The sequence below is a fragment of the Nocardia sp. NBC_00511 genome (assembly GCF_045161165.1).
Taxonomy (GTDB): domain Bacteria; phylum Actinomycetota; class Actinomycetes; order Mycobacteriales; family Mycobacteriaceae; genus Nocardia.
In genome coordinates, this window is the sequence record NZ_CP107849.1 from 4,372,667 (window position 1) to 4,396,928 (window position 24,262).

General features: G+C 66.9%; 19 protein-coding genes, 1 rRNA gene and 1 pseudogene. 11 read left to right on the plus strand and 10 right to left on the minus strand.

What is annotated here, in order from left to right; genetic code table 11:
* Nucleotides 1–319: 319 nt before the first annotated feature.
* Nucleotides 320–1,836: ribosomal RNA gene (locus OG300_RS20650) — 16S ribosomal RNA — on the minus strand.
* A 637-nt stretch (nt 1,837–2,473) separates the two neighbouring features.
* On the opposite strand from OG300_RS20650, the gene OG300_RS20655 reads away from it, so the two are divergent.
* The gene (locus OG300_RS20655; protein WP_405498370.1) at nt 2,474–3,892 is read left to right on the plus strand and encodes a sugar porter family MFS transporter; all 1,419 of its coding nucleotides are present in this window, start codon (nt 2,474–2,476) and stop codon (nt 3,890–3,892) included.
* A gap of 64 nt (nt 3,893–3,956) precedes the next feature.
* Nucleotides 3,957–5,225 carry an IS1096 element passenger TnpR family protein gene (locus tag OG300_RS20660; RefSeq protein ID WP_405498372.1) on the plus strand — a complete coding sequence of 423 codons (1,269 nt, stop codon included), beginning with the start codon at nt 3,957–3,959 and terminating at the stop codon, nt 5,223–5,225.
* Here the strand turns inward: OG300_RS20660 and tuf are convergent.
* On the minus strand, nt 5,218–6,414 hold the full coding sequence (tuf, locus tag OG300_RS20665) for an elongation factor Tu (protein WP_405498374.1): 1,197 nt from the start codon (nt 6,412–6,414) through the stop codon (nt 5,218–5,220). The genes OG300_RS20660 and tuf overlap by 8 nt on opposite strands.
* A 178-nt stretch (nt 6,415–6,592) precedes the next feature.
* On the opposite strand from tuf, the gene OG300_RS20670 reads away from it, so the two are divergent.
* A complete protein-coding gene (locus OG300_RS20670) occupies nt 6,593–8,098 on the plus strand; it encodes a leucyl aminopeptidase (protein ID WP_405498376.1) in 1,506 nt (501 codons plus the stop codon).
* A 77-nt stretch (nt 8,099–8,175) separates the two neighbouring features.
* Here OG300_RS20670 and OG300_RS20675 read toward each other — a convergent pair whose 3' ends face one another.
* Nucleotides 8,176–8,511 (minus strand): oxidoreductase, encoded by a 336-nt coding sequence (locus OG300_RS20675; RefSeq protein ID WP_405498378.1) that lies wholly within the window; start codon nt 8,509–8,511, stop codon nt 8,176–8,178.
* A gap of 554 nt (nt 8,512–9,065) precedes the next feature.
* Here OG300_RS20675 and sucB point away from each other — a divergent pair.
* From sucB to OG300_RS20705, 6 genes are all read left to right on the plus strand, one after another.
* The gene (sucB, locus tag OG300_RS20680) at nt 9,066–10,817 is read left to right on the plus strand and encodes a 2-oxoglutarate dehydrogenase, E2 component, dihydrolipoamide succinyltransferase (RefSeq protein WP_405498380.1); all 1,752 of its coding nucleotides are present in this window, start codon (nt 9,066–9,068) and stop codon (nt 10,815–10,817) included.
* A 9-nt stretch (nt 10,818–10,826) separates the two neighbouring features.
* On the plus strand, nt 10,827–11,726 hold the full coding sequence (locus OG300_RS20685; protein ID WP_405498382.1) for a TIGR01777 family oxidoreductase: 900 nt from the start codon (nt 10,827–10,829) through the stop codon (nt 11,724–11,726).
* Nucleotides 11,727–11,800: 74 nt separating this feature from the next.
* Nucleotides 11,801–12,313, plus strand: coding sequence for a GNAT family N-acetyltransferase (locus OG300_RS20690; RefSeq protein WP_405498615.1), 513 nt, complete (start codon nt 11,801–11,803; stop codon nt 12,311–12,313).
* Nucleotides 12,307–13,131: a lipoyl(octanoyl) transferase LipB gene (gene lipB / locus OG300_RS20695; RefSeq protein WP_405498616.1), complete on the plus strand. Its 825-nt coding sequence runs from the start codon at nt 12,307–12,309 to the stop codon at nt 13,129–13,131. Before OG300_RS20690 ends, lipB begins: the two co-directional genes overlap by 7 nt.
* A gap of 22 nt (nt 13,132–13,153) precedes the next feature.
* Nucleotides 13,154–14,218 (plus strand): lipoyl synthase, encoded by a 1,065-nt coding sequence (gene lipA / locus OG300_RS20700; RefSeq protein WP_405498384.1) that lies wholly within the window; start codon nt 13,154–13,156, stop codon nt 14,216–14,218.
* A gap of 206 nt (nt 14,219–14,424) precedes the next feature.
* Nucleotides 14,425–16,620, plus strand: a complete 2,196-nt coding sequence (locus tag OG300_RS20705; RefSeq protein WP_405498386.1) for an elongation factor G-like protein EF-G2 — start codon at nt 14,425–14,427, stop codon at nt 16,618–16,620.
* A gap of 182 nt (nt 16,621–16,802) precedes the next feature.
* On the opposite strand, the pseudogene OG300_RS20710 reads toward OG300_RS20705, so the two are convergent.
* Nucleotides 16,803–16,922 (minus strand): annotated as a pseudogene (locus OG300_RS20710) (excalibur calcium-binding domain-containing protein); the annotation flags it as partial.
* Between the two features lie 378 nt (nt 16,923–17,300).
* On the opposite strand from OG300_RS20710, the gene OG300_RS20715 reads away from it, so the two are divergent.
* Nucleotides 17,301–18,044 carry a DUF4191 domain-containing protein gene (locus OG300_RS20715; RefSeq protein WP_405498388.1) on the plus strand — a complete coding sequence of 248 codons (744 nt, stop codon included), beginning with the start codon at nt 17,301–17,303 and terminating at the stop codon, nt 18,042–18,044.
* A gap of 80 nt (nt 18,045–18,124) precedes the next feature.
* On the opposite strand, the gene OG300_RS20720 is transcribed toward OG300_RS20715, so the two are convergent.
* The 6 genes from OG300_RS20720 to OG300_RS20745 all read right to left on the minus strand — a co-directional run bounded on the left by OG300_RS20720 (nt 18,125) and on the right by OG300_RS20745 (nt 22,595).
* Nucleotides 18,125–18,418 carry a DUF6510 family protein gene (locus tag OG300_RS20720; protein ID WP_405498390.1) on the minus strand — a complete coding sequence of 98 codons (294 nt, stop codon included), beginning with the start codon at nt 18,416–18,418 and terminating at the stop codon, nt 18,125–18,127.
* Nucleotides 18,415–19,206, minus strand: coding sequence for a ferredoxin reductase (locus OG300_RS20725; RefSeq protein ID WP_405498392.1), 792 nt, complete (start codon nt 19,204–19,206; stop codon nt 18,415–18,417). The genes OG300_RS20720 and OG300_RS20725 overlap by 4 nt, the downstream gene beginning before the upstream one ends.
* On the minus strand, nt 19,206–19,808 hold the full coding sequence (locus OG300_RS20730; RefSeq protein ID WP_405498394.1) for a sulfite oxidase-like oxidoreductase: 603 nt from the start codon (nt 19,806–19,808) through the stop codon (nt 19,206–19,208). Before OG300_RS20730 ends, OG300_RS20725 begins: the two co-directional genes overlap by 1 nt.
* Before the next feature lie 125 nt (nt 19,809–19,933).
* Nucleotides 19,934–20,848, minus strand: a complete 915-nt coding sequence (locus OG300_RS20735; RefSeq protein ID WP_405498396.1) for an alpha/beta hydrolase — start codon at nt 20,846–20,848, stop codon at nt 19,934–19,936.
* Nucleotides 20,849–21,147: 299 nt separating this feature from the next.
* Nucleotides 21,148–21,678: an RDD family protein gene (locus OG300_RS20740; protein WP_405498398.1), complete on the minus strand. Its 531-nt coding sequence runs from the start codon at nt 21,676–21,678 to the stop codon at nt 21,148–21,150.
* Nucleotides 21,679–22,040: 362 nt separating this feature from the next.
* Nucleotides 22,041–22,595 (minus strand): alpha/beta hydrolase family esterase, encoded by a 555-nt coding sequence (locus tag OG300_RS20745; protein ID WP_405498400.1) that lies wholly within the window; start codon nt 22,593–22,595, stop codon nt 22,041–22,043.
* 664 nt (nt 22,596–23,259) lie between these two features.
* Between OG300_RS20745 and OG300_RS20750 the strand changes: the two genes are divergently transcribed.
* A complete protein-coding gene (locus tag OG300_RS20750; protein WP_405498402.1) occupies nt 23,260–24,225 on the plus strand; it encodes a DMT family transporter in 966 nt (321 codons plus the stop codon).
* Nucleotides 24,226–24,262: the final 37 nt, after the last annotated feature.

Below are 24,262 nucleotides of genomic sequence, written 5' to 3' on the forward strand. Positions count from 1 at the left end.
GCGTCCACTGTGCAGTTCTCAAACAACACACGAGACTGCGCTTTGATCTCAGCACCAGCCCGAGCCAAGCTCGGCGGTATGACTGAAAGCCAGTCTCGTCGTTTTGATTCCTAGAAAGAAACTCGCTTTCGCGTGTTCTTTCAGGACCCAATAGTGTGTCGGTATATCCACCGCGACCGAAGACATAGCTTCGATCGAGTGCGATGAAAGTAGTCAGTGTTCCACCCATGAGCGTCCGCCGGACTACATGTGAGTCCGAAACGGTCTCTGCCACAACGTCATTCACCTGTGTGAAGAGTCGTGGAGATGTGCTCCTTAGAAAGGAGGTGATCCAGCCGCACCTTCCGGTACGGCTACCTTGTTACGACTTCGTCCCAATCGCCAATCCCACCTTCGACGGCTCCCTCCACAAGGGTTAGGCCACCGGCTTCGGGTGTTACCGACTTTCATGACGTGACGGGCGGTGTGTACAAGGCCCGGGAACGTATTCACCGCAGCGTTGCTGATCTGCGATTACTAGCGACTCCAACTTCACGGGGTCGAGTTGCAGACCCCGATCCGAACTGAGACCGGCTTTAAGGGATTCGCTCCACCTCACGGTATCGCAGCCCTCTGTACCGGCCATTGTAGCATGTGTGAAGCCCTGGACATAAGGGGCATGATGACTTGACGTCGTCCCCACCTTCCTCCGAGTTGACCCCGGCAGTCTCTCACGAGTCCCCGCCATTACGCGCTGGCAACATAAGATAAGGGTTGCGCTCGTTGCGGGACTTAACCCAACATCTCACGACACGAGCTGACGACAGCCATGCACCACCTGTACACCGACCACAAGGGGGGCCGTATCTCTACGGCTTTCCGGTGTATGTCAAACCCAGGTAAGGTTCTTCGCGTTGCATCGAATTAATCCACATGCTCCGCCGCTTGTGCGGGCCCCCGTCAATTCCTTTGAGTTTTAGCCTTGCGGCCGTACTCCCCAGGCGGGGTACTTAATGCGTTAGCTACGGCACGGATCCCGTGGAAGGAAACCCACACCTAGTACCCACCGTTTACGGCATGGACTACCAGGGTATCTAATCCTGTTTGCTACCCATGCTTTCGCTTCTCAGCGTCAGTTACTTCCCAGAGACCCGCCTTCGCCACCGGTGTTCCTCCTGATATCTGCGCATTTCACCGCTACACCAGGAATTCCAGTCTCCCCTGAAGTACTCTAGTCTGCCCGTATCCCCTGCAAGCTTAAGGTTGAGCCCCAAGTTTTCACAGAAGACGTGACAGACCGCCTACAAGCTCTTTACGCCCAGTAATTCCGGACAACGCTCGCACCCTACGTATTACCGCGGCTGCTGGCACGTAGTTGGCCGGTGCTTCTTCTACAGGTACCGTCACTTGCGCTTCGTCCCTGTCGAAAGAGGTTTACAACCCGAAGGCCGTCATCCCTCACGCGGCGTCGCTGCATCAGGCTTTCGCCCATTGTGCAATATTCCCCACTGCTGCCTCCCGTAGGAGTCTGGGCCGTGTCTCAGTCCCAGTGTGGCCGGTCACCCTCTCAGGTCGGCTACCCGTCGTCGCCTTGGTGAGCCGTTACCTCACCAACAAGCTGATAGGCCGCGGGCCCATCTCGCACCGATAAATCTTTCCACCATCGGACATGCATCCGAAAGTCATATCCGGTATTAGACCCAGTTTCCCGGGCTTATCCCAGAGTGCGAGGCAGATCACCCACGTGTTACTCACCCGTTCGCCGCTCGTGTACCCCGAAGGGCCTTACCGCTCGACTTGCATGTGTTAAGCACGCCGCCAGCGTTCGTCCTGAGCCAGGATCAAACTCTCCGTTGAAGACTCTCAACTCGCTCCGAAGAGCCAATTGGAAGAATTAACCAGAGTCCGAAAACCTTGGCAAAATCAAACGCCAGCAAAAGTATTTGCTGACTAAATGTCCGACCCTCCACACGGGGGTGCGAAAGATCGGAACCAATTAAATAATTGGCACTGACATTCATCGACACACTATTGAGTTCTCAAAGAACACACGCACACACCGAAACCCCGGGCTCTTGTCCCGCTTGTCGGTGAGGCTGCTGGTAAAACATAGCTCATCCATCTCAGCAGAACCAAATCCGCTGATCAGGACCGAACCAGTGTGAGCATCAGGCGCTCCTCGTACAACCTCGTTTCCCAGGCCCTTGGGGCTCCGGGTCGGTGTCCGTGTCGCTCTGACCTGGAATAAGTTACGGAATGCGGTGCACCAAAGTCAAATCGCCTGTCTACCTGCGGTTTTGCAGCACCCCAAGCGGCCGTGGACGCACGCGGGCCGTCGAAGAAACCGACCACTCGGCGTTGCCTGCGCCTCGAACACCATCTCGACGGCCAGAATCGGTGTAGTCCGCGCGAAAGCGGCAATAGCTCCAACTGGTTCACCCCATTGCGGTTGGCTCGCGTACTTCAGGCCCGAGCCGTGACGAAGGAGTCGAGCGTGACTAACCCGGCAGCACGATCGGAACAACGGGCGGTGGGGACGGACAGTCTCGGCTACGTCGTCTTCATCACCGCGGCGGCCGCCATGGGCGGGTTCCTGTTCGGATACGACAGTTCGGTCATCAACGGCGCGGTCGAGGCGATCCGCGATCGGTACGACATCGGGTCGGCGGCGCTGGCCCAGGTGGTCGCCATCGCGTTGATCGGCTGCGCGATCGGCGCGGCCATCGCGGGACGGATCGCGGACCGGATCGGACGCATCCTCGTCATGCGGATCGCGGCGGCGCTGTTCACCATCAGCGCCATCGGGTCGGCGCTGCCGTTCGCGCTGTGGGATCTGGCCATGTGGCGCGTGCTCGGCGGCATCGGGATCGGGATGGCGTCGGTGATCGGGCCCGCCTATATCGCCGAGGTGTCGCCGCCCGCGTATCGCGGACGGCTGGCGTCGTTCCAGCAGGCGGCCATCGTCACCGGTATCGCCACCTCGCAGCTGGTGAACTTCGCGATCCTCAAGGCGGCGGGCAGTGACCAGCGCGGGCATGTGCTCGGGCTCGAGGCCTGGCAGTGGATGCTCGGGGTGATGGTGGTGCCGGCCGCGCTCTACTTCCTGTTCTCCTTCGCCATTCCGGAGTCACCGCGCTACCTGGTGTCGGTGGGCAAGATCGAGAAGGCGAAGAAGGTGCTGTCGGAGGTCGAGAGCGCGGACGAGGATCTCGACGCGCGGGTCGCGGACATCCAGGCGGCCATGGCGCAGGAGCACAAGTCGTCGTTCCGGGATCTGCTCGGGAAGTTCGGGTTCCTGCCGGTGGTGTGGATCGGTATCGGGCTGTCGGTGTTCCAGCAGCTGGTCGGCATCAACGTGGTGTTCTACTACTCCGCGACGCTGTGGCAGTCGGTCGGCATCGATCCGTCGAGCTCGTTCTTCTACTCCTTCACCACCTCGATCATCAATATCGTCGGCACCGTGATCGCGATGGCGCTGGTGGACCGGATCGGGCGGAAACCGTTGGCGCTCATCGGATCCGCGGGCATGGCGATCTCGCTCGGACTGGAAGCGTGGGCGTTCTCCGCCAAGTCGGGGTCCGGGGACAAGGTGTCGCTGCCGCACGCGCAGGGCATCGTGGCGCTGGTGTCGGCGCACTCGTTCGTGCTGTTCTTCGCACTGTCGTGGGGTGTGGTGGTGTGGGTGCTGCTGGGTGAGATGTTCCCGAACCGGCTGCGCGCGGCCGCGCTCGGTGTGGCCGCCTCGGCACAGTGGATCGCCAACTGGGTGATCACCGCCAGCTTCCCGAGTCTCGCGGACTGGAACCTGTCGGGGACCTACGTGATCTACACGGCGTTCGCACTGCTCTCGATTCCGTTCGTGCTCAAGTGGGTGCCGGAGACCAAGGGCAAATCACTCGAGGAGATGGGCTGACCGATGGTGCCGGGTGCGGACATCACGGCATGTCCGCATCGCGAATCCATTAGCGTGGCAAGGCATGGACGCGACGAGGAGAGCTCGGCGGACCAGGCGAGCGGATGTGGTCACCTATCTGGTGCGCGCCGAATCGGTGAAATCACCGGGGCGCGGCTGGCGGGGGCTCGAGCTCGCCTCCGACCTGTTCCTCGATGAAGTGCACGACATACTCACGACGCTCTACGGATGGCAGGACAAGCGGCGGTATCGGTTCGGGTCGGGGGCTGATTTCGAGCGCCGCGACAGCGAGCACTATCTGTGCCGAACGGAAGTTCTCAAGCGGCTCAGGGGAATTCCCGACGACGAGGTGCGGCTCGACGAGGTGCTGATCGGGCGCGGGGACGAACTTTTCCACCGGTACGGGGCACGGCCGGAGTGGCAGCGGGTGCTGCGGCTGGAGGCGATCGCCGAACGCAGACCGACCTCGGCGCGCGTGCTGTGCGTCGGCGGGCCCGAGCGGGCCGATATCGAGGCGGTCAATCTGTCGTTGAGCTGCTTCGGATTTGGGGTGGCACGCGACCCGGACCTCGACTTCGAGGATCTGCCCGAAGGATTGGTGCAGCTGTCCCGCCAGCATCACGGGCGGCCGCGGCGACTGCTGATGAACCTCATCGCCCAGGCCATGCTCACCCGGCCGGTCCGGATCGATCGGGCGACCGCGGCCGACTTCACCCGGCCCTTTCAGTCGGTGCTGCGCCACATCGGGCCCGACGGCGTCTTCGCGCTCGACGGCGAGCAGGTGCCGCTCGCGGTCGCGCTGGCGATCTTCAAGGAATCCGATATGCAGGAGCGCTGGGACGACTCGGAGTTCCACGGCGACATCCCCATCCCAGTGCGCATGCTGCTCGAATCCGCCGAGGAGATCGGGCTGGTGCGACGCGAATTCGATCGCATCGTGCTCACCGACGCGGGGCTGGATCTGCGCGAGGACCCGCTGTCGCTGTGGTGGTACCTCGCCGACCAGGTCTCCGCGCGGGTGGCCCGGGCCTCGTTCGGGGATCCCATCCTGCTCTATGTGCTCGCGGCGGCCACCGAGACCGACAATGTGGTCGAGACCGTCGCGCCGGTGCTGGAGGCGCTCGACTATCCGGTGTGGCTCGGCAGCGGCGGCACCGGTGACCAGGTGCTCGGGCTGTTGCGCGAGACCCGGCCGCTGCTGCGCTTTCTGCACATGACGCCGCGAGATCAGTTCATATACAACACGATTCAGCATCCGGCCATGCGGATGTTCGCGCTGGCGATCCTGCGCCGGTGGCCGCGGTTGAACAGCAATCCGCCCGCGGTTATTTGACGATCTTCGTGATCTGGCCCGCGCCGACGGTGCGGCCGCCCTCGCGGATCGCGAATTTCAGGCCCACCTCCATGGCGATCGGCTGGATCAGCACCACCGCCATCGTGACGTTGTCGCCGGGCAGCACCATCTCGACCTCCTTCGGAAGGGTGACCACTCCGGTGACATCCGTTGTGCGGAAATAGAACTGGGGCCGATAGTTGTCGAAGAACGGGGTGTGGCGGCCGCCCTCCTCCTTCGACAGGATGTAGGCCTGACCCTCGAATTCGGTGTGCGGCGTGACGGACCCGGGCTTGATCACGCACTGCCCGCGTTCGACATCCTCGCGGCGGATGCCGCGCAGCAGCAGGCCGACGTTCTCCCCCGCCTGGCCCTCGTCGAGGAGCTTTCGGAACATCTCGATGCCGGTGACCGTGGTCCTGGTGGTCTTCGGGCGGATGCCGACGATCTCCACCTCCGCGTTGACCTTGAGCACGCCGCGTTCGATGCGGCCGGTGACGACGGTGCCGCGGCCGGTGATGGTGAAGACGTCCTCGATCGGCATCAGGAATGGTTTGTCGACTTCGCGGGCGGGCGTCTCGATCCAGGTGTCCACGGCGGCGAGCAGATCCAGGATCGGCTGCCCCCACTCGCCGGTCGGATTCTCCAGGGCCTGGAACGCGGAGACGCGGATGATCGGCGTCTCGTCGCCGTCGAATTCGTATTCGTTGAGCAGGTCGGCGACCTCGAGTTCGACGAGTTCCAGGATCTCCTCGTCGTCGACCATGTCGCACTTGTTCAGTGCCACCACCATTTTCGGGACGCCGACCTGCCGCGCCAGGATGACGTGCTCCTTGGTCTGCGGCATCGGGCCGTCGGTGGCGGCGACCACCAGGATCGCGCCGTCCATCTGGGCCGCGCCGGTGATCATGTTCTTGATGTAGTCGGCGTGGCCGGGACAGTCGACGTGCGCGTAATGCCGGTGCTCCGTTTGGTATTCGACGTGCGCGATGGAAATGGTGATGCCGCGCTGGCGTTCCTCGGGAGCCTTGTCGATGGCCTCGAACGGGGTGAACGGATTCAGGTCCGGATACTCGTTGTGCAGGACCCTGGTGATCGCCGCGGTGAGCGTGGTCTTGCCATGGTCGATATGACCGATGGTGCCGACATTGACATGCGGCTTGGTCCGCTGGAACTTTGCCTTCGCCACTGGAGTCCTCCTGAACGCCGCAGGATCTCGAGCGGGCATCGGAGGATGTGGACACCGCGGGGTATGCCCGACTGCGGTGTCCTAACCAGGGTATTTGCCCGATCCCGCGACACGTCGCGGAAATGCGCGAATCGGACGTCGAGCCTTGTTGACGAGGGGGCCAGTAACGTGAGCTCCCATGACAGCTGTTGCAGATCGTTCGCTCGGACCGGAACTCGTACGCACCGAGAGCATCGGGGAGGCCGATGTACTCGTCATCGGGCTCACCACGTCGGAGGACGGGCCCGTGCTCGCGCCCGCCGACACGTTCGAGGATGTGCTCGACGCCGATACCCGCGCGGCCCTGCTCAGCGCGGTGCGTGCCGTCGGCGCGAAGGGCAAGCTGGAGGAGCTCACCCGGATTCCCGCGCCCGCCGAACTCGGGGTTGACTTCGTGCTCGCCGTCGGACTCGGCTCGCTCGACAAGCTCGACACCGAGGGCGTGCGCAAGGCCGCGGGTGCGGCCGGGCGGGCGCTGACCGGGGTCACCACGGCGGTCACCACGCTGTCCGGACTGGATCTGGGCGCGGCGGCCGAGGGCTTCTACCTGGGCGCGTACCAGTTCACCACGTTCAAGTCGGCCAAGACCGCACCGAAGGCCGAGGACCAGCCGGTCAAGCGGGTCGAATTGCTGGTTCCCGAAACGGGATTCGGTGAAGAGGACCTGTTCCGGTCGCAGGCCATCGCCGAAGCCGTCGCCACCGCACGGGATTTCGTGAACACCCCGCCGAGCGCGCTGTACCCCGGCGAATTCGCCAACCGGGCAGCCGAACTGGCCAAGGCCGCCGGATTGCAGGTCGAGATCCTCGACGAGAAGCAGCTCGAAAGCCAGGGCTACGGCGGCATTCTCGGGGTCGGCAAGGGGTCCTCGCGGCCGCCGCGACTGATCCGCATCATCTACGCGGGCGGCGACCCGAAGGTGGCGTTGATCGGCAAGGGCATCACCTTCGATACCGGCGGCATCTCGATCAAGCCCGCGGCGGGCATGGAGAACATGACCTCCGATATGGGCGGCGCGGCCGCGGTCATCGCCACCACGTTGCTGGCCGCGCGACTGAGCCTGCCGCTCACCGTGATCGCGACCGTGCCGATGGCGGAGAACATGCCGTCGTCCACCGCGCAGCGGCCCGGTGACGTGCTCACCCAGTACGGCGGCACCACCGTCGAGGTGATCAACACCGATGCCGAGGGACGGCTCATCCTGGCCGACGCCATCGTGCGGGCCAGCGAGGACGAACCCGACTACCTCATCGACGTCGCGACGCTGACCGGTGCGCAGATGGTGGCGCTGGGCACCCGGACGCCGGGGGTGATGGGCACCGAGGCGTTCCGTGACCGGGTCGCGCGCATCTCGCAGGAGATCGGCGAAAACGCCTGGGCCATGCCGCTTCCCGCCGAACTGCGCGGTGATCTGGCGTCCAAGGTGGCGGATATCGCGAACGTGGCTCCGCACCGCTGGGGCGGGATGCTCTCGGCCGGACTGTTCCTCAAGGAATTCGTCACCGACGCCGTGCAGTGGGCGCACCTCGACGTGGCCGGTCCGGCCTACAACACCGGGGGCGCGTTCGGGTACATCGGCAAGGGCGGCACCGGTGTCCCGGTCCGCACGCTGATCGCGACGCTCGAGGACATCGCCGCCGAATAGCGAAGCCCGCGAGGGCCGAACAGCGAAGCCCGCGAGGCCTGTTGCCGCAACCCCGCGGCAACGGGCCTCGCGGCGGCTCAGGGGGATTCGGCCGCGCGGCGGTGCAGAATCCGCAGCCGGGCATCGTGATCGCGCATGCGCTGCGGGTAGCCGACCAGGCGGACGTCGTAGACGGGGACGCGCAGACTCGCGGAAAGCCGTTGCGCGCCACGCTCACCGACCACCCGGCGGGTCCACTCACCGTCGTGCGCCACCAGCACGACGGTCACGTCGGTGACGGTGGTGCGGGGTTCGACGAAGGCCTCGACGCCGTGGTGGCCGCGTGTCCACGCGGTGAGATACGCGGCGTCGGCGGGGTCGATATCACCCCTGCGGGCCGTGCCGCTGCGACCGAACAGATCCAGGAAACCCATCCGGCAACCTCCTCTCCGGGCCCGGCGAGAATCGGCCGGATACTTCGATAATGCCAGCTCCAGAGGCTTTCGCCACCCGCGGAAACAACTCCTAAGCAGCACCACAGCCAGCGCTCAGCACCGCCTCAGCCGACCGCGCGGACGGCCGCCGGGATGACCCGCACTATGGGAATCGACCGAGCCCTCAGCCGCCGCGCAGACGCGGCGATCGGGCCCGCTCGCGGATGTCGGCAAGCCGAGCGCAAACAGCGTGACGCGCCGGACGCGAGCACCCGAGACTGGGAAGCCGAAGGCAAACGTGATACGTGTCATGGGATCCCGCTCCTTCCATGCTCACGCTCAGCAATGCGACACGGAGAGGTCGGCGCAACCGCCGCCCTGTGACACGCCGCACCCGGGCAAGTGCAAGGATGGGTGACGGAACAAGAACCAACACGGATCTCCGGTGCCACAGAAACTTCGGTGGCCGTCGAGCCGACACCGCGACCCGCGGTGCCACGCCCGCGGAGAGACGAACTGTTTAACCCGACGAGCAGTCAGAGGAGTCAACGGAAATGACCTTCTCCGTCCAGATGCCAGCTCTTGGTGAGAGCGTCACCGAGGGCACTGTGACCAGGTGGCTGAAGAAGGAAGGAGACACGGTCGAGGTCGACGAGCCGCTGCTCGAGGTCTCCACCGACAAGGTCGACACCGAGATCCCGTCCCCGGTCGCCGGCGTTCTGGTGAAGATCGTCGCCCAGGAAGACGACGTGATCGATGTCGGTGGCGAACTCGGTGTGATCGGTGAGGCAGGTTCGGCTCCGGCCCCCGCCGCCGCTCCCGCGCCCGCCGCCGCTCCGGCCCCGGCCCCCGCGCCGCAACCCGCAGCCCCTGCCCCGGCCCCGCAGCCCGCCGCGCAGGCTCCTGCTCCGGCCGCCGCCCCCGCGCCCGCCGCCGCCTCCAACGGCTCCGGCACCCCGGTCAAGATGCCCGAACTGGGCGAGTCCGTCACCGAGGGCACCGTCACCCGCTGGCTCAAGCAGGTCGGCGACCAGGTGGCCGTGGACGAGCCGCTGCTCGAGGTCTCCACCGACAAGGTCGACACCGAGATCCCCTCGCCGGTCGCGGGCACACTGCTCGAGATCAGCGCGCAGGAGGACGACGTGATCGCCGTCGGCGGTCAGCTCGGCGTGATCGGAAGTGGTTCGCCCGCAGCCGCACCCGCCGCTCCGGCCCCCGCGCCCGCTCCGGCCCCCGCGGCTCCCGCGCCGGCTCCGGCTCCGGTCGCTGCCGCGCCTGCCCCGGCCCCGGCTCCCGCTCCGGCCCCCGCGCCGAAGCCCGCCGTGGCTCCGGCGGCCAGCACCCCGGCCGACGACAGCTCCGCCAACGGTGGCCCGTACGTCACGCCGCTGGTGCGAAAGCTGGCCGCGGACAACGGCGTCGACCTCGCCGCCCTTACCGGTTCCGGTGTCGGTGGTCGCATCCGTAAGCAGGATGTGCTCGCCGCCGCCGAGGCCAACAAGGCTCCGGCTCCGGCTCCGGTTGCCGCCGCTGCTGCCAAGGCCGCCCCGGCTGCCGCCGCCGCGCCGCGTCCGTCGCTGTCGCATCTGCCCGGCACGGTCCAGAAGGCCACGCGCATCCGGCAGATCACCGCGGCCAAGACCGTCGAGTCGTTGCAGACCACCGCGCAGCTCACCCAGGTGCACGAGGTCGACATGACCAAGATCGCCGCCCTGCGCAACCGCGCCAAGGCCGCGTTCAAGCAGCGGGAGAACGTGAACATCACGTTCCTGCCGTTCTACGCGAAGGCCGTCATCGAGGCCCTCGCCGTGCACCCGAACATCAACGCCTCGTACAACTCCGACACCAAGGAGATCACCTACCACCAGGTGGTCAACCTCGGCATCGCGGTCGATACCGAGCAGGGTCTGCTCTCGCCGATCATCCACAACGCCAACGACCTGTCGCTGGCCGGATTGGCGCGCGCCATCACCGATATCGCCAACCGGGCGCGCACCGGTGGCCTGAAGCCGGACGAGCTGGCCAACGGCACCTTCACCATCACCAATATCGGTTCCAACGGCGCGCTGTTCGACACCCCGATCCTGGTTCCGCCGCAGTCGGCCATGCTCGGCACCGGCGCGATCGTCAAGCGCCCCATGGTGATCAGCGATGACGGCAGTGAGTTCATCGGCATCCGCTCGATGGCCTACCTGCCGCTGACCTACGACCACCGTCTCATCGACGGCGCCGACGCCGGACGCTTCGTCACCACGATCAAGCACCGGCTGGAAGAGGCGGCGTTCGAGGGCGACCTCGGCCTGTAGGCAGCAAGGATGAAAGTCGTGGTCGCCGGGTCGTCCGGACTGATCGGGACGGCGCTCGTCGCGGCACTGCGCCGCGACGGGCACGAAGTCTCCCGGTTGGTCCGGCGGCCCGTGCGTGCCCGTGACGAATTCGCTTGGGACCCGGTCCGTTCCAGCATCGACGACCGGGCCCTGCGGGGCGCGGGAGCCGTGGTGAACCTTTGCGGAGCGGGCATCGGCAGTCGGCGCTGGAACGGGACCTACAAGCAGGAACTGCGCGACAGCCGCATCGTCGCGACCGACGTGCTGGCCACCGCGGTCGCCGCCGCGGGCGTGCCCACGCTGATCAATGCCAGCGGGGTCCACTATTACGGCGGTGACAGCGGCGATCGCGTCGTCACCGAAACCTCCCCTGCCGGAACGGGATTCCTGGCGGGACTGTGCGCGGATTGGGAAGCCGCCACCGAACCGGCCGCCGACGCGGGCGTGCGAACCGTGCTGTTGCGGTCAGCGGTAGTGCTGGCCCGGCACGGCGGCATGCTCGGAATGCTGTATCCGCTCTACTACCTCGGCCTGGGCGGACGGCTCGGCAGCGGACGGCAATACGTGCCGTGGATCTCCCTCGACGACGAGGTGGGTGCGATCGCCTACGCGCTCACCAACGAAAGCCTTTCCGGCCCAGTCAATATGGTCGGACCCGCACCGGTCACCAATGCCGAGTTCACCCATGCCATCGGGCGGGTGATGCGGCGGCCCACCCCCCTGATGGTGCCCGCGTTCGCGCTGCGGCTGGCCGTCGGGGAATTCGCCGAAGAGGCAATCCTGCACGGCCCCAGGGCGATTCCGACCGCGCTGGAGGCCGCCGGATATCCGTTCCAGCACCCCACCGTCGGCGCGGCGCTCGCGGCCACGCTCGGCGAATCCGCCTGAGCCGGGGCGGGTGCGGCGCAGATCACGTCGGGCCGGACGTTAGCGTGTCGGATGTGAGCGATCATGCGGCCGAACTGGTGGTGCGGGATGCGCGCGAAAGCGACCTGCCCGAAATTCTGGTGATCCACAACAACGCCATCGCCGAGACCACGGCGATCTGGGACACCGAACTCGCGGACCTCGACGAACGCAAGGCCTGGTTCGCGACGCGGACCGGGGCCGGCTGCCCGATCCTGGTCGCCGAGATCGACGGCGCGGTCGCCGGATACGCCAGCTACGGACAGTTCCGGCCGAAGTCCGGCTACCGGTTCTCCGTCGAGAACTCGGTGTACGTATCGGATATATTTCACCGCCGCGGCGTCGCCACCGCGCTGATGACCGAGCTGCTGGTGCGGGCCCGCAAGAGCGACGTGCACATCATGATCGCGGCCATCGAGTCGAGTAACACCACGTCGATCGCACTGCACGAGAAATTCGGGTTCGCGATCACCGGGCAGATGCCCGAAGTCGGCTACAAGTTCGGGCGCTGGATGGACCTGACACTGATGCAGTGCGTCATCGACGAAGGGGTAACGTCACAATCGTGAGCGAGAGCAGTACGGCCACCGCACCGTTACCCCGCGCGGTATCCGCCCGCTACGACGGCACACCCCTCGCCGTCGACGATCTGGGCCTCATCGACTACCAGGCAGCCTGGGACCGGCAGCGGGTCATCGCCGCCGAACGCGCCGAGGGCATCGGCCAGGACCGGCTGCTGCTGCTGGAACATCCCTTCGTCTTCACCGCGGGCCGCCGCACCGAAGCCGCCGACCTGCCCATGGACGGCAGCCCGGTGATCGAGGTGGATCGCGGCGGCAAGATCACCTGGCACGGGCCGGGACAGCTGGTCGGGTATCCGATCATCCGGCTGGCCGAACCCGTCGACGTCGTCGCGTATGTGCGGCGGCTCGAGGAAGCGCTGATCAGCGTGTGCGCGCAGCTCGGGCTGGAAACCGGCCGGGTGGAAGGACGTTCGGGAGTGTGGCTGCCGGAGACGGACTTCCAGCCCGAACGCAAGATCGCGGCCATCGGCGTGCGCGTGCAGCGCGGCGTGACCCTGCACGGGATCTCGCTGAACTGCAATGCCAGCCTCGACGGTTTCAACGCGATCGTGCCGTGCGGCATTCGCGACGCCGGAGTCACCACGCTCAGCCGTGAGCTCGGGCGTGAGGTGACCGTCGCGGAGGTGCGGCCGCTGGTGGCCGAGGCCATCGCCCGCGCGCTCGACGGCGACCTGAAGGTGACCGACCACAGCATCTCGCGGTGCGCGAAAACCTCCGCGGAATGCCCGGAACCGCTCCCGGCGGACGTGCCGCAATCCGGCACAGCAGCCGCTCCGCTAACCGTGCCCATCAAGGCCGAATGATCACGAGCGTAGGGTGAACAAAGTGACCTCTGTCGATACCCCGGCATCGAACGACCCGGCCGGAGCGCAATCATCCACTGCCTCCGCACCCGCGGGACGCAAGCTGCTCCGCATCGAGGCTCGCAACTCCGAGACCCCGATCGAGCGCAAACCCAACTGGATTCGCACCCGCGCGACCATGGGCCCCGAATACACCGAACTCAAGGGTTTGGTGAAACGTGAAGGGCTGCACACGGTTTGCGAAGAAGCCGGTTGCCCCAACATCTTCGAGTGCTGGGAAGACCGCGAGGCAACCTTCCTCATCGGCGGTGAACAGTGCACGCGGCGCTGCGACTTCTGCCAGATCGACACCGGCAAACCCGCGGCGCTCGACCGTGACGAGCCCCGGCGCGTGGCCGAGAGTGTGCAGGCAATGGGGCTGCGCTACTCGACGGTGACCGGTGTGGCGCGTGACGACCTCGAGGACGGCGGCGCCTGGCTGTACGCCGAGACCGTGCACGCCATCAAGCGGCTCAACCCGCACACCGGTGTCGAACTGCTGATCCCGGACTTCAACGCGGTGCCCGAACAGCTGGCCGAGGTGTTCGCCTCGCGGCCGGAAGTGCTGGCGCACAACCTGGAAACGGTGCCGCGCATCTTCAAGCGCATCCGCCCGGCCTTCCGCTACGAGCGGTCGCTGTCGGTGCTGACCGCCGCGCGCGAGGCCGGACTGGTCACCAAGTCCAACCTGATCCTGGGCATGGGCGAGACGCCCGAGGAAGTCACCCAGGCCATGCGCGACCTGCACGAGGCGGGCTGCGACATTCTCACCATCACCCAGTACCTGCGGCCCTCGCCGCGGCATCATCCGGTGGATCGCTGGGTGAAGCCGGAGGAGTTCGTCGAGCACTCCAACGTCGCCAACGAACTCGGTTTCGCCGGTGTGATGGCCGGGCCACTGGTCCGTTCCTCCTACCGCGCCGGTCGTCTCTACGCGCAGGCCATGCGTCACCACGGACGCGAAATCGCCCCGGAGATGGCACATCTCGCCGAAGGCGGCACCGCCGCGCAGGAAGCCACCAGCGTGCTGGCCCGCTTCGGCTCGTAGCCGCAACCGATCTCCACGACTCCGGCCCGGACCTCACGTCCGGGCCGGAGTCTTTTGTGCCACGTGAGCGAACGCCGCGCGCATCGACCGAGGTGAACGGCGGGTAGCGGCGTGCCGTACAAATCGGTTCGGTGGATTCGTGGACGCGGGCACGATGCCGGTGGGAAGCTCGGACTATCCGCACTTTCGACCCCGGAGCGAGCCTTATGGTCGAGCGAACGACGGCGTCCGCAGGCGCCAACGGCAGGGTAATCACGGCCGAAAGGCCGGAAGAGATACGTAATGTCGTGCTGGTGGGGCACAGCGGGTCCGGCAAGACCACGCTGGTGGAAGCCCTGGCTGTGGCGGCGGGGGCGGTGCCCCGGGCCGGACGCGTGGAAGACGGGACCAGCGTCTCCGACTACGACGACATCGAACAGCGGCAACATCGGTCGGTGCAACTGTCGGTGGTGCCGATGGGGTGGGAGAAGGTCAAGGTCAATCTCCTCGACACCCCCGGATACGCCGATTTCGTCGGGGAACTGCGGGCCGGTCTGCGAGCAGCGGACGCGGCCCTTTTCATTCTCTCGGCCGCCGCGGGCGTGGAGGGCGTCAGCGGGGCCACCCTCGCACTGTGGGAGGAGTGCGCGAGCGTGGGCATGCCGCGCGCCATCGTGCTCACCCACTTGGACACCGCGCGAGCCGATTTCGAGGACATGACCGAGACCTGCCGGGAGATCCTCGGCGGCGGGCGGTCGGAAAGCATGCTGCCGCTGCATCTTCCGGTGTACGGGGACAAGGCGGCCGACGGGCATCGGCCGGTGCTCGGGCTGATCGACCTGCTCAGCCAGCACGTGTACGACTACGCGACCGGAGAGCGGGTGGAGACTCCGGCGTCGGAGGAACAACTCCAGCAGCTGGAGGAGGCGCGCAACCGGCTCATCGAGGGCACCATCGCCGAGAGCGAGGACGAATCCCTGATGGACCGCTACATCGGCGGCGAGGAGATCGATCTCGCCAGCCTGGTCGCGGACCTCGAAAAAGCCGTGGCGCGCGGCAGTTTCCATCCCGTGCTGATCGCGGCGCCGCCACCGGAGGGCGCGCGGCAGGGGCTCGGCACCGTGGAGATCCTGGACCTGATCACCCGCGGATTCCCCACGCCCGCAGAACATCCGGTCTCCGCCGTCGGATCCAGCGGCGAAAGCTCCACGCTGGCCTGCGATCCCGACGCGCCCCTGGCCGCCGAGGTCATCCGCACCGCCTCCGACCCGTACGTGGGCCGTATGTCGCTGGTCCGCCTCTTCTCCGGCACCCTGCACGCCGACGACACCGTGCACGTGTGCGGGCACGGGCCCGGCGACACCGGCAACCACGATTCCGACGAACGCGTCGGCGGGGTGCTCGCGCCGTTCGGCAAACAGCAGCGGCCGTTGGCGCAGGCCATCGCCGGGGACATCGTGTGCGTCACCAAGCTGACGCACGCCGAGACCGGGGACACGTTGTCCGCCAAGGACTGTCCGCTCATCATCGAGCCGTGGTCCATGCCGGATCCGCTGCTGCCCATCGCCATCGAGGCGCACAGCAAGGCCGACGAGGACAAGCTCTCGCAGGGGCTGTCGCGGCTGATCGCCGAGGATCCGACGGTACGGCTGGAACAGAATCCCGACACCCATCAGCTGGTGGTGTGGTGCCTGGGCGAGGCACACCGCGATGTGGCGCTGGAACGACTGCGCTCCCGATTCGGGGTGCAGGTGGATGTGGTCGAACACCGGGTGGCGTTGCGCGAGACCTTCGCCAACACCGCGCCGGGCAAGGGACGGCACGTCAAACAGTCCGGCGGGCACGGGCAGTACGCCATCTGCGAGATCGAGGTCGCGCCGCTACCGGGCGGGTCGGGCATCGAGTTCGTGGACAAGGTGGTGGGCGGAGTCGTTCCGCGCCAATTCATTCCGTCCGTGGAGAAGGGCGTGCGCGCGCAGGCGCTGCGCGGGGTGGCGGCCGGGTATCCGCTGGTGGATGTGCGGGTGACGCTGTTCGACGGCAAGGCGCATTCGGTGGATTCCTCCGACGCGGCCTTCCAGATGGCCGGGGCGCTCGCGTTGCGCGAGGCCGCGGCGTCCGCCCGGATGAGCCTGCTGGAGCCGATCGCCGAAGTGCGCGTGGTGGTTTCCGACGACTATGTGGGGCCGGTGCTCGGCGATCTGTCCAGCCGCCGCGGACGCGTGCTCGGCACCGAACCGATCGGGCCGGGCCGCACCACGATTCGCGCCGAGGTGCCGGAATTGGAGCTGAACCGCTACGCGGTGGATCTGCGGTCGCTGGCGCACGGGGCGGCGAGTTTCACCCGCGGGTACGCGCGGCACGAGGCCATGCCGAGTCAGTTGGCCGAGAGTATGCGCGCCCGGGCCAAGACCCAGACCTGAGCTGCGACACGGGGAAAAGACACCCGGCCGGACCGCGATGTATGCGGTCCGGCCGGGCCTCACCAGATCCTGACCCGCGCACACCAGGAAGGACTCGGGGCTTCACCGGGTCTGCGCACTGTCGGGTTGGGGAGTTCGGGTCCCCGACCGCCGCACTGTCGTACGCGGCCGAGGCGATGCGATCACTCGCAGGCGATGCCGTCGTTGTCGCGGTCCAGCGCGGGACGGTAGCCGGGCTCGCCGCGCAGGATCGGGGCGGCACCGGCGGCACGAGCGGCGGCGCAGTTCTTGTAGTACACGTCCGCGGTGGCCGTGCCCGTGGCGACGGTGGCGAGAGTGGTCGCGAAGGCGGTCACGGCGAGGGCCGCGAGGGTCTTCTTCAACATCGGTGTTGTCTCCGTTCGGTATTGACGACCAGCTCAGCAGATCCAAGCGGGCTTCACCAAAGCGCGACCGATCCCGGGCCGCCCCGCTACCGATCCGGGACGAGGAGGTGGGTGGCCGATGACCGAACCGGACACCCACCCGCCGGTATCCTCGCGGCCGACCGTCGTATCCGGGATCAACGCGTCCCACTGAATGAGATTCGCGGCGCACCCGGGACGGCTGGTGACGCGCGGGCACACCGGCGTGGTGATCCCGTCGCGAACCAAGCGGTACCGGCCACTAAGCTGGACACCATGGCAGCAGGCAAGGGCGGAAATCCGTCGAAGGAAGCGAAGGCCGCGGCGAAGGCGGCGCGCAAAAAGGCGTCGAAGGAGCGCCGCCAGCAACTCTGGCAGGCCTTCCAGATGCAGCGCAAGGAAGACAAACTCCTGCTGCCGCTGATGATCGGCGTCTTCGTCGGCGTGACCGTACTGTTCCTGGTGATCGGACTGATCTTCGGCGTGCAGTGGTATCTGCTGCCGATCGGTCTCATCGGCGGTGCGCTCGGCGCGTTCATCCTGTTCGGGCGGCGCGTGCAGAACAATGTGTACGCCAAGGCCGACGGACAGGCCGGCGCGGCCGCCTGGGCGCTGGACAACCTGCAGGGCAAGTGGCGTGTCTCCCCCGGTATCGCCGCCACCACCCAGCTCGACGCCGTGCACCGCGTGGTCGGGCAGCCCGGCGTCATCCTGATCGGTGAGGGTTCCCCGCAGCGGGTGAAGTCGCTGCTCGCGCAGGAGAAGAAGAAGGTCGCGCGGCTCGTCGGCGACACCCCGATCTACGACATCATCATCGGCAACGACGCGAATCAGGTGCCGCTGAAGGAACTGCAGCGCTACCTGACCAAGCTGCCGCGCAATATCGACACCAAGCGGATGGACCTCATCGAGGGCCGCCTGTCCGCGCTGGCCACCCGCGGCGGACCGGCGCTGCCGAAGGGCCCGCTGCCCAACGGCGCGAAGATGCGCGGCGTACAGCGCAGCATCCGCCGCCGCTGATTCATCCCGGGAGGCAACGCCTTCCGCACCGTTCACCCGAGGCCCGCGTCCCCAACCGGACGCGGGCCTCGCGCTTTCCCCTACTGGAGTCGCGGGATGTGCAGGGTGGCGGTGACGGTGAGGTGATGACCGGTCGGCGTGGTGGTCAGTTGCAGCATGACCGCCGAGCAGTGCGGGCAGCGAACCACGGTGCCCGGCGAGTTCAGGTAGACCAGCGCGCGGGCCAGGGGTTCGGTGGTTCCGCAGGTGCCGCAACGGCATTCGTGGACGGTGGGGTCGCCGGGGAAGATCTCCGAGAGCACGCCGGCCAGGCAGTTGCCGTCGAGGTGGCGGTCGTCGGCGGTGCCGGAGGCGTAGGTGTACGGGATCGTCATGACCGGCCTCCGGTGGGTCCGAAACGTTCGGTGCGGATCATGGCCGGATCGTGCCCGGCGAAAACCAGGGCGTCGGCGACGAATTCGACGAACGCGGTGGGGCCGCACACGTAGCAGGTGACGTCCGGGGCGGGCGGCAACATGTAGCGGGAGATTTCCTCGCGGGTCAATCGGGCGGGCGGGCGGGGACTGCCCGCGGGCGCGTCGCGGGTGTAGGCGACGAAGATCTCGATGCCGTCGGCCGGGTCCACACCACGCAGCGGACTGCCGCCGGGTCCGGTCGACGCGCTGGCGGTTTCGAGATCGGTTCCCAGCTCGGTGAGTTCGTCGCGGTAGTACAGGTCGGCCGGATCGCGCAGCGAGTACAGGATGCGAAAAGGGCTGGCGGCAGCGGTTTTTCGGCGAGCGCGCAGCATTGCCATCAGTGGGACGATGCCGGAGCCGCCGCCGATCAGGACGGCCGCTCCCCCGGTCTCGGGCGTCCAGACGAACCAGCCGCCGACCGGGCCGCGCACCTCGATCGAGGCACCGACCGGCAGGCCGTCGACGAGATATCCGGACACCTCGCCGTCCACGACGCGCTGCACGGTGATCTCGACGCGGTCGCCGTCGGCGGGCGCGGCCAGCGAGTAGCTGCGTTCGGCGTGATAGCCGTCGGGGGCGGTGAGGCGGACGTCGAGGTGCTGGCCGGGACGATGCCCGGGCCAGCCCGGGACACGCAGGATCAGGGTGCGGGCCGACGGGTTCTCGAAGCGGTCGGCGACGAGTTCGGCGGGCTGCCAGCGCATCAGTCGTCGTCCTGGTAGCGCTCTTCGCGCCAGGGGTCGCCGTAGCTGTGGTAGCCGGCGGCCTCCCAGAAGCCGAGCTCCTCGCTGTCTAGGAGGCGAATTCCCTTGACCCACTTGGCCGATTTCCAGAAGTACAGGTGCGGCACCAGCAGCCGGGCCGGGCCGCCGTGCTCGGCGTGCAGGTCCTGGCCGCCGAAGGTGTGCACGATCCAGGCCTTGCCGTCGAGCAGATCTTCGAGGGGCAGGTTGGTGGTGTAGCCGCCGTAGCTGGAGACCAGCGCGTATTCGGCTTGGGTCTCGACGTTTTCGAGCAGGGTGTCGAGGGAGACGCCGCGCCAGTCGGTGTCGAGCTTGGACCACCTGGTGACGCAGTGGATGTCGACGTGCGGGCGTTCCTGCGGCAGCGCCATCAGCTGCGGCCAGCTCCAACTGTATTGGCGGCCGGTCTCATTGGTGACGGTGAACTGCCAGCGGGCCAGATCCACCCGCGGCGTCGGCCCGGCCGAGAGCACCGGCCAGTCCTCGACCAGATACTGCCCGGGCGGCAGCCGATCACTCTTGGGCCGGGGCCGGCCTTGGAAACCGGGCGAGAAGCCGGTCATCGGACCACTCCTTCCGCGAGAACGGCGGGCGCGGAACCGCACCTGGTGCGCACTGCGGAAAGCTTACGCCGGGGCGCTACAGCGATCCCGGCGATTCGGACACCGCCGAGCGGAGTGAAACCAGCTCAGATGATGTGACGAGCCAGGAAGCGGACCACATCGGGAGTGACTGTGCGCCAGTAGTCGTCGTTGTGCGCACCGGGTGTCACCAGACCGACCTCGGGCCTGGCGACCTCGATGTAACGGCGGCAGCCGTCGATGAAACGGTCGTGATCCCCGACCCACAGGCCGGTCGGCACCGGACCCATCTTGTCGAAGTTGCGCAGCGGATCCAGCGAGGCCCACTGGTCGGCGTTGATGAAGGCCTTGCGCTTGGCCATCTCCGTCCACGAGGTGAGCAGCCCCGGCGACATGGTGGCGACCGCCTTGACCGGGCGGCCCTGCTCGGCGCGGCGGCGGGCGTAGACCATCGCGCCGAAGCCACCCATCGAGGTGCCGGTCACGGCGGCGGGCAGCCCGCCGATGCCCCCCAGGCCGCGCTGGGCGAGCCAGCCGGGAACCTCGTTGACCAGCATGGACATTGGATCGTCGCCGGTGCCGTGCTCGTGCCAGTAGTTGTCGCCGCCGTCGAGGGCGACGAAACCGAAGGCGGGTGACTGCCGGGTGGTCACCGCGGCGGCGAGCACGTCGGACAGGCCGCCGACCGCGGCGGTCTGCGCGGTGCCGTAGAGGCCGTGCAGCAGTAGCGAAATCGGCAGGCCCTCAGCGGGAACGCCGGGCGGCAGGATGGTCACCATGTCGACATCGCGGCCGCGCGCCACCGAGTGCACGCGTTCGGTGCGGATGATCGCGTTGAAGCCGAAGCTGGTCTGGCCGATGTGCTGACCGTGCGGGGTGCGCTGTACGCCGTCCGCGTCGGCGGTGGCGTTCACGCCCGCGGTCACCGCGGCACCGGCCGCCGCCAAGCCCAGCAGACCGGTGGTCGCGAGCAGTGACCGCCGGCTGAAGCCCCGCATGGCGGGCCGGTAGTCCTCGACCATTGATCCTCCATCAGCACAACAACAGCTACTTACCGATGCGCACCATCTCTGGTTGTGCCCCGGCAAATCGCCGTCACCATACAGATCGAAAGCAAACTGCGGTGAACATTCGGCTACGTCTCGCCACACTATTGACCAACAGCATCGCAGGTAACCAGGGTCGGATGTCCCGACCAGGTACGAGCGGACCGATTCGAATCCGGACGCGCGAAATTCCGGAGCAAGGTCAGTGCGGCATCGACGTCCCGATGCAGCGAGGGCATTACTCCCTTATGTCCGCAACGCGGCCGGGCGTTTCCTCAGCGGCTGTAAACCAGCGCCGTACCGGTGGCCCGATCGTGCATGCCACGGCCGTCACCGTCGGTGAACAGGGCCGGGATGACGAACATCACGATGACCTGACGCGCCAGCGCGCGCACGAATCCGACCGGCGCGTCCGCGTCCACCCGGGTCACCTTGATCCGCAGGAAGTACTGGCCCGGCGTGAACCCGAACAGCGTGATCGCGGCGACCCCGAGCACGAACCACACCAGCAGCGTCGGCGTGGACAGCGCCTGGGTGATCACCTCGAAGTGCGAAGGTGGCTGCTGCCCTTTGGGAATCGTCAGCTTGGCGATCAGGTGCTCGGCATTGGGCCGCACGATGATCGCGGCCAGCCCCATCGAGATGAACCAGTCCGCGAGGATCGCGACGACCCGGCGCGTGAACGGCGCGAGCGCCCCCACACCCGATCGCGGCAGGCCCAATTCCTTACCCTGATAGTCACCGGCCGGATCGTCTCCGGACTCGGCGTTGGGTCCGGACAGCCAAGAGCCGGTAATGCGTGCCATGGGCCTCAGCTTAGGCAGGGCCGCACCGCGCACCGCCCGCCGGGATATCCGCGACCGCTCAGCGGCCTTGTTTGGGAGGAATGAGCGCAACCGTGAGGATTGTCACGGTCGTCGGCACGAACGCGCCAAGTCCCTTCTTCGGAGTATCCAGCGGGCGGTTTCCGGAGGTGAGTGGCAACGTACAACGCAGCGGGGCGATCGTTTTCGCGCTCGCGGCGATCGCCCACTCCACCATCAGCACCCGCCACTTCCTCGCCATGTCGCGCTGATGGTGCGATATGCAGGCTTGTGAAACCTGGTCACGAGCAAGGCTTTCCGCACCCGAACGGCCGTCTCGTCCGACGCGAGATTCGCCGCGATCCTCAGAGTCTGCGATCCTGGGCCGTCGCCAGTACGGGCAGGGCGAATCGGCAGATCTCCTCGGCCGCGTCGACGTTCCGCGGGGACCTGCCCAACCTTTTCTCGAGGAAAGCGGGGACGGGCGTGCCGGGCCAGGTATGACCCATGCCGTGCACGGTCCACGCCTCCACCCGCGACCCACCGGCACCACTCCCCATCACGCGCCGGGTCACCGCCATATGCGTGGGATCGCTGCCCGCTGGTCGTTCTTCGACGAACTCGCCGACGGCGCATCGATCGATCTCGGCCCAGTGCCGCGCGGTGTCGGCCAATGACAACGTCCGGCCGCGATATTCGCCGCCGGATTCGCGGCGGCGGCTATGACCGCCCTCGATCGGGACGATGCGGTCGGCGGTGCCATTGATCAGCAGCGCCGAAACCGCGTGGGAGGGGCGCGATTCGGTCAATGCCGCGGGCAGCCCACCCGCGATCGCGCCGAAAGCCACGACCGAATCCGACGCTTCGAGCGCCATCCGGTGCGCCATGAACGCCCCGTTGGAGATACCCGCCAGGATCATTCCATCAGCGTCGGCACCGTACTGGTCGGCACACCGTCGGGCGACCGCGCGCAGGAAAGCGACATCATCGACGCCGTGTCCCTCGGCCCTCGTGACACCCCGGCCGTCAGCCCAGGCACCCCCGACTGCTTCGGGATAGGCCACTGCGATGCCGTGGCGATCGGCGCACGGGCCGAAACCGGTCGTGCGCCGCGAGCGCGCTTCGGCGACACGCTGAATCGCCTCGAGCCCCGGCGCTCGGGTTCCATGCAGGACGACTACCAAGGGCATGCCGGGACGCGGTTCGGCCGGCAACTGTAGTGCGAACGCACGCCGACGCCCGTCAACCCGCAGGTGCACTGTTCTCATCCATCTCCTCAGCTGAGATATGCAGTTTAACTGTTGAATTTCCGGAATCGGGCGTCGCGCCGCGGTTTCTCCATATTCGGGAAGCCTTGTGCGCGAGGACTTTACGGGTGGCTTCGACGGCTTTGATCGCGCCTTGCGTAATGGTCGCCGGAGTGACGGATACCCGGGGGCAGGAGAGAACGGCTCGGGTCCGGTGTGGCGTGTCGAGTCCGCAGACTGGCGCGTTCTACCCCCGGCAGGCTTCGGCGCGGCGCATACGTTTGCTCGAACAGGTCCGGGCAACCGTCCGCGCCGGGCGGCCCCCTGGGAGAACACGATGAAAAGCCGGATTATGGACGGGATCGCGCAGCCCGCCTTCGTCCTCATGTGGAGCAGCGCGTTCATCGCCGGCATCATCGGCGTCGGCGCCGCCCCGCCGATGATGGTACTGCTGGGCCGGTACGCCATCGCTGGACCGCTGCTGCTGCTCTACGGGCTTGCGATACACGCGACCTGGCCACGCGGCCGCCAGCTGCGGCACGTCGTGCTCGCCGGTCTACTCATGCAGATCGTGCAGTTCGCCGCTTTCTACTCGGCCATGGGCGAACATGTATCCGCCGCGGTGATCTCGCTGGTGCAGGGCTTGAATCCGGTTGTCATCGCACTCTTCTCGGGCGTGCTGGGCGAGCACATCTCCACGCGGCAGTGGCTGGGATTCGGCATCGGCGGAATCGGCATCGCCCTTGCGGTCAGTGATCAGTCGCACTTCTCGTGGCCCGGCCTCCTGCTGTGTGTGGTCGGACTGCTGGGCTTGAGCCTGGGCACCGTTTACCAGAAGAAGTTCAGCCCGAGTGTGGACAGCCGCGCCGCGACAGCGGTGCACCAACTGGTCAGTGCGCCGTTCGCGCTACTGCTCGTGTTGATCAGCGGCAACTTCCACGTCAGCGATCCCGGCCGTTTCGCGATATCGCTGAGCTGGATGATCGTGGTCAATTCCATCGGCGTGTTCCTGCTGTTCAACGCCATGTTGCGGCGCTGGGATGCGACCCGGGTCGGCAAGCTGTTCTTCGCCACACCGGTCACCACCGCCCTACTCGCCTGGCTGGTCATCGCACAACCGCTGCACGCCTTGACCATTGCCGGACTCGGAGTGGGCGTGATCGGCATGGCCCTCGCCTCCCGCAGGACACCGGCCACTTCGCCCGTCTTAGATACCACACCTGCGGTTGAGCCGGAAACCACTGCGCACCAAGACATCCCGGCGCATCACGCACTTGCCGCGCCCACCCCGTCGCGGGCTTGATCCGAACCGAGTGCGGCGTCCCGTCCGGTGCCACCCT